The organism is Kordiimonas sp., from assembly GCF_965216265.1.
GTDB lineage: Bacteria > Pseudomonadota > Alphaproteobacteria > Sphingomonadales > Kordiimonadaceae > Kordiimonas.
Genome location: NZ_OZ244153.1, coordinates 479,315 through 490,000, shown reverse-complemented (window position 1 = coordinate 490,000; position 10,686 = coordinate 479,315). Strand labels below are relative to the sequence as shown.

At 49.5% G+C, this 10,686-nt stretch carries 11 protein-coding genes, 1 tRNA gene and 2 rRNA genes (1 of these 14 running past the window's edge); 9 read left to right on the top strand and 5 right to left on the bottom strand.

From position 1 onward, the window contains the following. From ACOOGA_RS02245 to ACOOGA_RS02230, 4 genes are all read left to right on the top strand, one after another. Nucleotides 1–1,255: ribosomal RNA gene (locus ACOOGA_RS02245) — 23S ribosomal RNA — on the top strand; it begins 1,490 nt to the left of the window's first position. A gap of 174 nt (nt 1,256–1,429) precedes the next feature. Beyond that, a 5S ribosomal RNA gene (rrf, locus tag ACOOGA_RS02240) occupies nt 1,430–1,544 on the top strand. 262 nt (nt 1,545–1,806) lie between these two features. After that, a tRNA-Met gene (locus ACOOGA_RS02235) sits at nt 1,807–1,883 on the top strand. Nucleotides 1,884–2,254: 371 nt separating this feature from the next. Further along, nucleotides 2,255–2,473, top strand: coding sequence for a hypothetical protein (locus ACOOGA_RS02230; RefSeq protein WP_420429428.1), 219 nt, complete (start codon nt 2,255–2,257; stop codon nt 2,471–2,473). Between the two features lie 68 nt (nt 2,474–2,541). On the opposite strand, the gene ACOOGA_RS02225 is transcribed toward ACOOGA_RS02230, so the two are convergent. The 4 genes from ACOOGA_RS02225 to ACOOGA_RS02210 form a co-directional block, all read right to left on the bottom strand. After that, a complete protein-coding gene (locus tag ACOOGA_RS02225; protein ID WP_420429426.1) occupies nt 2,542–4,113 on the bottom strand; it encodes a type IV secretory system conjugative DNA transfer family protein in 1,572 nt (523 codons plus the stop codon). Between the two features lie 17 nt (nt 4,114–4,130). Beyond that, nucleotides 4,131–4,370 (bottom strand): DUF4177 domain-containing protein, encoded by a 240-nt coding sequence (locus tag ACOOGA_RS02220; RefSeq protein WP_420429424.1) that lies wholly within the window; start codon nt 4,368–4,370, stop codon nt 4,131–4,133. A gap of 53 nt (nt 4,371–4,423) precedes the next feature. Beyond that, the gene (gene yidD, locus ACOOGA_RS02215) at nt 4,424–4,627 is read right to left on the bottom strand and encodes a membrane protein insertion efficiency factor YidD (RefSeq protein WP_420429422.1); all 204 of its coding nucleotides are present in this window, start codon (nt 4,625–4,627) and stop codon (nt 4,424–4,426) included. A 95-nt stretch (nt 4,628–4,722) separates the two neighbouring features. After that, entirely contained in the window at nt 4,723–5,166 is a 444-nt protein-coding gene (locus ACOOGA_RS02210) for a MarR family winged helix-turn-helix transcriptional regulator (RefSeq protein WP_420429420.1), read from the bottom strand. A gap of 102 nt (nt 5,167–5,268) precedes the next feature. Here ACOOGA_RS02210 and ACOOGA_RS02205 point away from each other — a divergent pair, with 102 nt between their 5' ends. The 4 genes from ACOOGA_RS02205 (at nt 5,269) to ACOOGA_RS02190 (ending at nt 9,665) form a co-directional block, all read left to right on the top strand. After that, nucleotides 5,269–5,703, top strand: a complete 435-nt coding sequence (locus tag ACOOGA_RS02205; RefSeq protein ID WP_420429418.1) for a DoxX family protein — start codon at nt 5,269–5,271, stop codon at nt 5,701–5,703. 1 nt (nt 5,704) lies between these two features. Continuing rightward, nucleotides 5,705–6,403 (top strand): glutathione S-transferase family protein, encoded by a 699-nt coding sequence (locus tag ACOOGA_RS02200; protein WP_420429416.1) that lies wholly within the window; start codon nt 5,705–5,707, stop codon nt 6,401–6,403. 795 nt (nt 6,404–7,198) lie between these two features. After that, on the top strand, nt 7,199–7,705 hold the full coding sequence (locus tag ACOOGA_RS02195) for a plasmid mobilization protein (protein ID WP_420429414.1): 507 nt from the start codon (nt 7,199–7,201) through the stop codon (nt 7,703–7,705). A 10-nt stretch (nt 7,706–7,715) separates the two neighbouring features. Beyond that, a complete protein-coding gene (locus ACOOGA_RS02190) occupies nt 7,716–9,665 on the top strand; it encodes a relaxase/mobilization nuclease domain-containing protein (RefSeq protein WP_420429412.1) in 1,950 nt (649 codons plus the stop codon). 108 nt (nt 9,666–9,773) lie between these two features. On the opposite strand, the gene ACOOGA_RS02185 is transcribed toward ACOOGA_RS02190, so the two are convergent. Further along, nucleotides 9,774–10,145 carry a MerR family transcriptional regulator gene (locus ACOOGA_RS02185; RefSeq protein ID WP_420429410.1) on the bottom strand — a complete coding sequence of 124 codons (372 nt, stop codon included), beginning with the start codon at nt 10,143–10,145 and terminating at the stop codon, nt 9,774–9,776. 162 nt (nt 10,146–10,307) lie between these two features. Here ACOOGA_RS02185 and ACOOGA_RS02180 point away from each other — a divergent pair, with 162 nt between their 5' ends. Then, on the top strand, nt 10,308–10,682 hold the full coding sequence (locus ACOOGA_RS02180) for a mercuric transporter MerT family protein (protein ID WP_420429408.1): 375 nt from the start codon (nt 10,308–10,310) through the stop codon (nt 10,680–10,682). Nucleotides 10,683–10,686: the final 4 nt, after the last annotated feature.

Genomic DNA, 10,686 nt, shown 5'->3' with positions numbered 1-10,686 from the left:
TAAACCGACACAGGTGGGTTGGTAGAGCATACCAAGGCGCTTGAGAGAACTATGCTGAAGGAACTCGGCAAATTGCCTCCGTAACTTCGGGAGAAGGAGGCCCACCATCGAGGCAACTCTTTGGTGGGGGCACATAAGAGGGGGTGGCGACTGTTTACTAAAAACACAGGGCTCTGCGAAGTCGCAAGACGACGTATAGGGTCTGACGCCTGCCCGGTGCCGGAAGGTTAAGAGGAGGTGTGCAAGCACCGAATTGAAGCCCCGGTAAACGGCGGCCGTAACTATAACGGTCCTAAGGTAGCGAAATTCCTTGTCGGGTAAGTTCCGACCTGCACGAATGGCGTAACGACTTCCCCACTGTCTCCAGCATAGACTCAGCGAAATTGAATTCTCCGTGAAGATGCGGAGTACCCGCGGTCAGACGGAAAGACCCCGTGCACCTTTACTACAGCTTCAGAGTGGTATTAGGGATAACATGTGTAGCATAGGTGGGAGGCTTTGAAGCCGGGACGCCAGTCCTGGTGGAGCCACCCTTGAAATACCACCCTTGTTGTTCCTGATATCTAACCACGTCCCGTGAAACCGGGACTGGGACCCTCTGTGGCGGGTAGTTTGACTGGGGCGGTCGCCTCCCAAATAGTAACGGAGGCGCGCGATGGTAGGCTCAGGTCGGTTGGAAATCGATCGTTGAGTGCAATGGCATAAGCCTGCCTGACTGTGAGACTGACAAGTCGAACAGAGACGAAAGTCGGTCATAGTGATCCGGTGGTTCTGTGTGGAAGGGCCATCGCTCAACGGATAAAAGGTACGCCGGGGATAACAGGCTGATACTGCCCAAGAGCTCATATCGACGGCAGTGTTTGGCACCTCGATGTCGGCTCATCTCATCCTGGGGCTGGAGCAGGTCCCAAGGGTTTGGCTGTTCGCCAATTAAAGAGGTACGTGAGCTGGGTTTAGAACGTCGTGAGACAGTTCGGTCCCTATCTGCCGTGGGCGCAAGAGACTTGAGAGGAGCTGCCCCTAGTACGAGAGGACCGGGGTGGACGGACCTCTGGTGGACCTGTTGTGGCGCCAGCCGCATTGCAGGGTAGCTATGTCCGGACGGGATAACCGCTGAAAGCATCTAAGCGGGAAGCCCCCCTCAAGATTAGGTCTCTCTGAGAGCCGTGGAAGACCACCACGTTGATAGGTCAGGTGTGGAAGTGTGGTAACACATGAAGCTAACTGATACTAATTGCTCGATAGGCTTGAGAGCCCTCCATAGACAGAGAGGAAAGTTTTTCTCTTATGTCTTGTTCCCGCTGCGAGGCGACGCTGATGCGATCGCCTCTCACATGGAACGCGCTCAGGGCTGTAGAAGGTATATTCTGCAGTCAATGAGTGAGGATCTTTAAGCAGCATGTAAAACACGCAATTACTCTTTTGTTGATCTGGTGGTTATAACAAGGTTGTCCCACCCGGTCCCATACCGAACCCGGAAGTGAAAAGCCTTTGTGCCGATGGTACTTCGTCTTAAGGCGCGGAAGAGTAGGTCGCCGCCAGATCTACAAAAGAGTAAAAAACATCATCACTCTTCAAACGTTAATCAACCGGCCATGTGCCGGTTTTTTAATTAGTATTCTGTGTGTGTCAGCCGTAGGCTGATATCCACTTCCGCCCAGAAGGGCGGGCGGCCGCAAGGGCCTTAAACACACTTGACGCGGGATGGAGCAGTCCGCCAAAAGGAACGCATCAGCGTGACCGTCTGCATCGCCGAAAGGCGCCAGACAAAACTGCTACCGGCCCAAGGGCCTTAAACACACTTGACGCGGGATGGAGCAGTCCGGTAGCTCGTCAGGCTCATAACCTGAAGGTCGTAGGTTCAAATCCTACTCCCGCAACCAAACATAAGGCCAGTAACTTCAATAAGTTACTGGCCTTTTTCTTTGTCTGAGGTATTCTGAAAATTGGACCAAATCCCACTTTTGGACCAAAATTGGACCACTAAGCGATAAGAAAAGACGGTCACCAACAGCAAATCTCAATAAAACCAGATCACAAAAGAATTGGATGAAGAATGGCGGGTGTCAGGAAAAAGAGACACGGAGATTAGCCAGGCAGCCACAGAAATAACAGAAGCATGCAGTTATGCGCTGAAGCAGACAGTTTGGGTGAGCTAATTCGTCTCGCAGTAGCGCATGGTTACATGTCAGGGAGAATAACCATGAACCTGCATAAAAGGATAAGCTGAAACAACTGTTGAAAGGGTTTATCCATGAATGGCGAGAACATCCTGACAATCGATCAACTAGTGATGGCTTTTCCTGCCTTTGGCGAAAAGACTATTCGTTGGTGGATATATAACGGCGCTCGCAACGGGTTTGAGGCCTGCCTTATTCGCATAGGTTCCCGTATCTATATTGATCGGGAGCGATTCATTATGTGGGTCGAGAAACACCGCCCAGTTGCAGACGTTGCTGAAAGTACCGAATAGCGGAACTTAGGGGCCCATTCCAAATCAGTTTTCTTGTCTTTTAAGATGACGGATATGGAATGGGTCTTTTAATCGAAGAACGGGTTATCATTATATATGGGTTGGCCGTTATCCTTGAATAATGGATCAGTCAGGTAATTTGGCTTGCCTGCAATGACCATCTGCTGTCCCTGGAAAAACAAGAGCTGGGTCTCTTTGTCCATGCTCATTACTTCATTTGTTGTAAGAAGGGGGCGAGCACCGGAGGATAAGGTGAGATTGCCATTTTTGATAGACAATCCTTGCTCGCTTGAATAGCTGATCGACGGGATGGATGTTTCCCCGCACATCAAGCTTACAAGCTGGGCAGTCTCAACGTCTGAAACACCAAAAAACTGCTTTACAGTACAGTTGGCGATGATGCTTTGTGCCTTGTCGCCATAAATGCTGGCAATCTGCTTTAGGTCTTGAGCAAAAAGCCATAGGTTAATGCCGTAACCTGCGAGATATGCTATTTCCTCTTCAACTACTCTCATGCGGCCCATTGCCGGAAATTCATCAATCATAAACAGGACAGGCTGTTGAGGCTTTTTGCGTGTGCGCTTCATCTCAAGCGCGGCCATGCCCATGAAAAGGCGTGCAAACGGCGCAAAGGTCCGGAGCCGCTCAGGCGGCAGGATTAGGTATATTGAGCAAAGGTCTTCTTTGAGATCTTTGAAGTTCATGGTGGAATCATGCGTATAGGCCACCAGCTTTTTGCTGTCCAAAAAGCTCAGGTGGCTATCCAAAGTGCTTAATATGCCTTCGCGTACTTTATCATCTGCCCGCCACATGACATTGGCGGCACGTTCTACGTTATTGTCACCACACTCAATCATATCGCGCAGCGTTTCCAGAAACTCGGCCTCATTTTGAGTGAGTAAGATACGGATATCCACCAGCATCGGGGCCTGTTTGTCCCTTTGACCGTGAAGATAGAGGATGAGGCCAGTAAGGAAGTTCCTAGCGGCATTTGACCAGAAGTCATCATTGCCGCGTTCATCTGGTACAAGAAGCTCCGCCATATAGCGGCAGTCCTCCCAGGGATCATCACTATCAATCAGCATATCAAATGGGTTCCAACGGCTGCTGTTGAACATGTCAACTTCTTCATCAACAAAAGGCGCAAACACATGGACATTATGGCCCATCTTGCGCCGCCAGCTTGCGGTCACAGCGTAGTTCTCGCCCTTAATGTCATTCACCACTACTGAGCCAGTGTAAAACAACAGATTCGGAATAACCGCCGACACCCCTTTGCCTGATCGTGTGGGCGCAATCGTCAGAAGATGACCTGCTTGTTCAAAGGTGATATTTGCCGTTTGCTTATTATACTGCGTTGTTCCCAATATCAGAAAACCCAAATCAAGGCCTTTGAGCCGTTTCTGAAATGTCGCAGGGGCCATGCCGAGACCAGCATTAATAATCTGGGGTGGGGTCATGATATAGGCGGAGCCAAAGGTATGGGACATTGGCTTGCCCCAGGGCTTGGCCCCCTTGGCTACAGCTTCAGCCTGGCCGCGTCGGTAGCCATCTCTATAGCCAGACCTCATGCTGTAGAATAGATATATGGCAAGCCCTATACCGCCCACCAAAAAGAATAAGAGTACGGCTGGTTCCATGATGTGTCCCCTTTAGATTATTTGGGGCGCTTGAAAACCAGCATACGATGGGTTTCCTGCGTTTGGGCTGGGGCAAGTGTGAAGCAGCCTGGCTTGATGTGCGTAGTATAGCTGTCCATCCCTACATATTCCCAACCTTCAGCCGCTTCTTGGTTGATAATATTCTCATAGGCTTTGATGGCCTGATCGCGGTCGGTTTCTTTGCGGACCACAATGCCAGTGGGCGCATTTACGCAGCGATATTCATACCTTTCCATAGAGTGTCCTTTCCTGAGCAGGGTATGTGAACGTGAATGAGTATGGGGAGGCTTTACGGGAAATCCTCCCCACCATTTGGCGGGCGACAACGCTTTAGCCGCCCTAAAGTCATCAAAAGGCCCTTCCAGGCCCCATGTTTTTTGAATGCTAGTTTTGAATAAGCTGAGCAGGAAGGCTCATAACGGCAACGGTCGCGGATAAAGTCAGGGGCAAGCTTTTGATAAGCCGTGACCAGTTGGATCAGCAGAGATGCCAACCAACTGACTTTTATAGAGCTTGGAGCATTCTTAATGAGTTTTCGCCATGTCGTTTACCTTCTTTTACTCGCAGCCACGGGCCAAATTTTAAGCCCTACAATAAGGTTTGCAAAATCTTCGATAACTCCTCAGTCTCAGCAGTTCTCAGCTTACTGCCAATTTTTTTTTCGAGAACTGAACGATATATCGGCCACATTTTCTTCAACATAGCGCGCCCTTCGGCGGTAATAACAACAACCTGTCCACGGCCGTCATTATCGCAGTTGCTCCGAGAGATGAGCTGATCACCTTCGGCGCGACTGAGTAAGCGGCTCATACTGTACTGACGGATGAGCATGGCGGACTGTAGCTCGTAGGGTCGTAGACCACCCGGTCCAGCTCTGTTGAGTTCAAGTAACAAGTCGTACCAACTCAAGGGGGGGAGCTTATGTTTCTTTAACTCCGCTTCGACAGCCTCAAGAATTGACTGGGATGCACGAAACATTCGTGCCCAGGCAACCTGATGAACTTCTTTTAGTGTGCTGCTTGAATGACTCATGGTGATACTTCTAGCATATAGATGCAAATGCATCAAGATTGACAATAGGGTATAGCTATGATTATATAGATGCAAATGCATCTATATAAGGACTGATCGACAATGCAATCTCTTTACACTCCAATCGCAACAACATTGCTGCGCATAGCGCTTGGCATCATGTTTATTGCTCATTCACTCTACCTTAAATTAATGATTTTCACCCTGGAGGGGACGGCCCAGTTTTTCGTCTCGATTGGATTGCCTGCATCTCTTGCCTATGTGGTATTTTTCGCTGAAGCAGTGGGCGGTATCATGCTCATTCTTGGCATTCAGGCCAGATGGGTATCACTGGCTCTCGTCCCAGTACTTGCTGGTGCGACGTGGGCGCATTGGGGCAATGGGTGGATGTTCGGCTACGAAAATGGTGGTTGGGAATATCCCGCATACCTGACGCTTCTGGCTTTTTGTCAATTCCTCCTCGGTGATGGCCGGTTTGTTCTTTGGAAATCAGCCGAACTCCCCAACCTCAATAAAGTGAGCGCTAAAGAGGTTTGATATGAAAGCGGCAGATTTACAGTTGACGTTGGTCAGTCACACTCTGTGCCCCTATGTGCAGCGAGCGGCAATATCTCTCGCGGAAAAGGGAGTCCCGTTTGAAAGAGTGTATATTGATCTTTCGAATAAGCCTGACTGGTTTGTTGAAAAATCGCCCCTTGGCAAGGTGCCAATTTTGCTTGTTAGCGAGGGTGACAACACGGCAGTCATATTTGAGTCTTCTGTAATTCTTGAGTATTTAGAAGAAACGCAACCTCATCCGCTGCATCCCCATGATCCTTTGAGGCGGGCCCAGCACAGAAGCTGGATAGAGTATGGAAGTGAAATTCTAAACAACATTGCCCGGCTCTATAATGCGCCAGATAAAGAGGCTTTCAGCAAAGCTCGGGATGATCTAAGCGGCAGAATGGCCCGTTTGAATAAGGAACGCGCACGCCAACAAGGGCCGTTTTTCGCAGGCGAAAGCTTTTGTCTGGTGGATGCGGTTTATGCGCCTGTTTTCAGATACTTTGACGTGTTTGAAGAACAGGCGGACTTATTTATGTTAAATGGCCTCCTTTCAATTGATGCTTGGCGAATGGCGTTGAGCAAACGTACTTCAGTAAAGAATGCGGTTACTCCAGAATACTCGGTGCAATTGACCCAGTTTTTGCGGAAGAGGCGGAGCCATATCAGCGCCATGATCAAACCTACAGACTAGCTGAGTATCATTAGGAAATAGAGCTAAAAAAACCGCCCCCTTTCGGGGGCGGTCTTTCGATAAAGGTTAAACTAGGTTTGCGGCTTTTTGAGGGAATGAAGAGCCCAGAAGCCATCCGAGTCCAGCCAGCGATAGATGTTGTTATCTGACCCAAGTCCGAAAATTCTTCGGCCTTCATTAAGAATAGATTTGATCTCTACCTTTTCGGGCTTGTGGGTGAGGTTCGAGTGGTTGCGCATAGCAAAATGCCGCGCACGTTTCCGTGGCGGTTCCCTGTGTTTGAAGTTTGTGAAAATCAGCGTTCAAGCGCAGGCATAAGCCAAGGCGTTTGAAACGGTAATGAAGATAGATTGATACGTAAGGTGTGGGGATGAAAACGGGTGCTTGCAAGCCCCAGAATAGCCTGTTCAGTCACTTGTCAGCTATTATTCCTAAGTCATTCCTGACGGTGTTGCGCCGTGATGGTCGGTATTGTGGCTTGCTGTTTGTTATTGCCTCTTGCTGTTTTCGTATGCGTATTATAGAGTGTCATTGTCGTTTATAGTATTGGAATTATTGATATATTCCATAAAAGGCAGAGGTGCTTGGCAGCTCAGGCTGACTGCAAGATGTATTTTCGCATACAAAAACCCCTTAACCCTGATGGGCGCAGGTTTTCTGGCGAAAAGGCTCTTATGGCATTCGACCATCCCCATCTGAAGATTGGGGGAAGTCTCAAGCCAGGCTTATCTTGTGCTTGGCAGCAGGCTAAAGTGGCCATGCCAGCGCTTCGCTAAACGGCATGGGAGAATGATCATGGCGCGTCCTAAAAAGGCTCCTGAAGACCAGCGCAACCGTGTTTTGAGTGTAAGGCTCACGGCAGAGGAATATGCGCGTGTGGAAGACATGGCCCGCGCCGCTGGTATGCTGGCAGGCCCCTATGCTCGTACGACCATTTTGGGGAAGCGCCCCAGGTCCAAACCCGTCACCAATCTTGTGTTTGAAAAGCTCATTTATGAGCTGCAATCCATTGCCACGAACTTCCGCCAGCTTCACGATGCAACCGGTGAAGAGCGTTTCCTAAAAATGGCGCGCTACGTTGGCGGTCACATGGTGGAAAGGCTGCTTGGTCGAAATGACCTCATCAGCCTCATCGAGGAACAACTCGAACCGCTCAACGGTGCTGGTCATGCCATCAATGGCCTGGCACGAAAAGCCAACAGCGGGTCTGATATTGAAGCTGAAGAACGTACCTTTGCCATACAGTCTATCAAGCTGGCCCTAAAGCCGCTGGAAGATGCCTTATCGGGTGGTAAGGGGTAAGGGCTGATCCATGCGTTTCAAAATCCCAGCCAAGCAACCTTCAAATTTTAAAGCATCTGCGCTTTACTTATCTGGGCGCACAAAGGGGCAGTCCCCAGACCGCGTTGACTGGATGGAGGTCCGCAATCTGGAAACCAGAGACCCCATTGCCGCCGCTACGATTATGGAGGCCACCGCAGCCCAAAATTTGCGCTGTAAAAAGCCCACCTATCATTTTGTTCTGTCTTTTGACCCGAAGGACGCAAGGCGTGGGAAAGTCCCGCCAGAAGTGATGCGGGAAATTGCTGGTGAAGCGATAGAACGCATGGGCCTAACCGAACACCAGATGATGATCTATGCCCATAAAGATACCAAGCACCCCCATATGCATTTTCTGATTAACCGTGTGCACCCGCAAACCGGAAAGGCGTTTGACCGACATAATGATGGGCGTAAATTGACCGAGCTGTGCCGAGATATTGCCCGTGAGCGCGGCCTTAATATCCCGCTGGAAAAAGAACGCATTCGCGATAAAGAGCGGGTGGATGATTTTGATCTTGTGGAAGCCCTGAAGCAGGAGCAGCCAGGCCAAGTGCAAGAGGGTGAGTATTGGCAGGCCAAGCGCGAAGAACGCGCCCCACAAATCGCAATGGATAAGGCCCAAGTGAAAGCCCTGCGTGAAAAAGTTCAGGGGCATTTCTATAACGCCAAAGACTGGGACGACCTAACAGCCCGCCTCGGCGCACAGGGTATTTTCCTGGAACGTAAGGGGCAAGGGATGGTTCTCACAAATGGAGACCGTTTCGCCAAGCTTTCACAAATGGGCAAAGGGGTGCGCCTGGCTGAGCTTGAAGAACGCTTTGGTGAGCGTTTTGATACCTATATGGCCGCCCGCATGAAGGAGCTGGCGAGGGGCGAAGCGCCAGAAGCCAATATTCCAGGCTATGACGCAATGACACCGGCTGAGCGCAAGCGGGCTGAGCGTGTTTATGAAGCACAAAAGGCCGTGGACCAGAAACGTGGTGATCCCGTGCGGGAGCTTGAAGCCGCCGATTGGGATTATCGCTATTGGTCTGGGGTTGAGGCTGTTTACCGCGCCGGTGAACGCCGCATAAGTAGACTAGAGTGGGAAAAAGAGCGGCTACAAAAAGGCCTTCCGTTTATGGAAGCTCGCGAACAGAAAAACCGCCAGACCCTAATGGAGTCGTTTCAAATAGTGTTCCGAGACCCAGAAGCAGCCGAAGAAAAATGGCGCACACTCGAAACAACATACGGGGTTGAGGAAGCCCAGCGACTTATTCGCGAAAACCCTCAAATCCTTGGCCGGATGAATGGCTGGGAGCGGATAGCTTATGATTCAGATAAAAGGGTCAAGGCCAAGCAAGCGTTTCGATCTCTGGATATTTGGCATGAGCGCCGAGAAAAAACTGTATTGGAGTCTCTCAAGCCCATCTTCCGAAACCCATCCAAAGCGTTACAAAAATGGCGCAAGCTTGAAGCAGTTCACGGTGTTAAGGTCGCAGACCGACTTGTTAAAGAAAACCCCAATTTAATTGGTCGGATGCATGGTAGGGGAGAAATTGGCAAAGACAGCGCCAAGAGGCAAAAAGCCAAACGGGCTTTCCGTTATCTGGATCAAAAGCGCCAGCGTTGGCGTGAGCAGCAGCTTAAACTGGGTAATCATAGAGATAGGATTGAAGCGAACCGCCGCGCCCTGAAAATCGCACTGAATGATTTTGAGATGATGAAGCTCAGAACCGATGTGCCGTTTGAGCTGAAGGCTATTATTCGCGATAAAGTCATCCGCAGGCAAAAGGCCCTATCCCGCGTGACGGAAAAGGCCATTCTCGCAAGTGATCTTGCAGAAGACAGGAAATATGATCTCCTACGCGCTCGCGAGCTTTATATGCGGCGCAAGCGTGAACGGGATCGCAGCCTTGAGCATAACAGGGCTCAAGGGTTGGATTATCAGGACTGGTAAAGTGATGGAAGATTTTTACAAGGTTGAATGCAGCTGAGTAATGCTTGGTAGTTTATTTTTTTGATCTTGGCTGCTGACAGATGGATGAATATATAAAATGGCTTGAGATCAGGTTTCTAGCAAGCGATCAATGATAGCGCAGTCTGGTGTAACGCCGCCGCTGCATTCTGCCGCCATTGATTCCAGCGCCTGCTGCATCTTCTTCAAATCGAGCACTTTTTTTATAATGAGCTTCACATTCTCTAATGCGATCTGCTTTATCTCATCACACGCATAGGAGCCATCTACCATTTCCAAAAGACCTCCAACCTCATTGTTGGTAAAACCAAGTTCGCGGGAACGACGGATAAATGTCAATCGTTTCAGGTGATCTATTGAATAACACCTGTAACCAGCAGCAGAGCGCGGCGGGTCTGGCATTAGGCCAATTTTTTCATAAAAGCGGATGGTTTCCAAGTTGACACCGCTCTCTTTTGCCAACTTGCCTCTCGTATATTCACATTTTCGAGATGCGGTCATTTTTCCCTTTACCCTGTAATTAATACAGAGTGTAGCATAATATATATAAGGGCGTGGTGCAACTTATAGGGAATACAAAAATGGAAGCATCCCCCAATTGATAGATAGAGAAAGACGAATGTAATGAGTGATTTAAAGCAACCAGCGGAAAACAGCAAAAACTGGAGTGCCAGCCTTGGTGCGATCGGGGCTATATTGGCCTCATCATGCTGCATATTGCCGTTTGTTTTCCTGATGCTGGGTGTAAGCGGTTCATGGATTGGCAACCTCACCGTTATGGAGCCCTACAAGAATTATTTTGCAGTGGTTACGCTTGGATTTTTGGCTGTCGGTTTTTGGCAAGTTTACTTTAAGCCAAAGAAACAATGCGCTGAGGGCTACTGTGCGACGCCGAAATCTGAGCGTGTCATTAAAACTGTTTTATGGGTATCGACAGTGCTGGTTCTGCTGGCGCTGAGCGTTGATTTTTGGGCACCGATTCTGGGTGAATACATTTAATTTT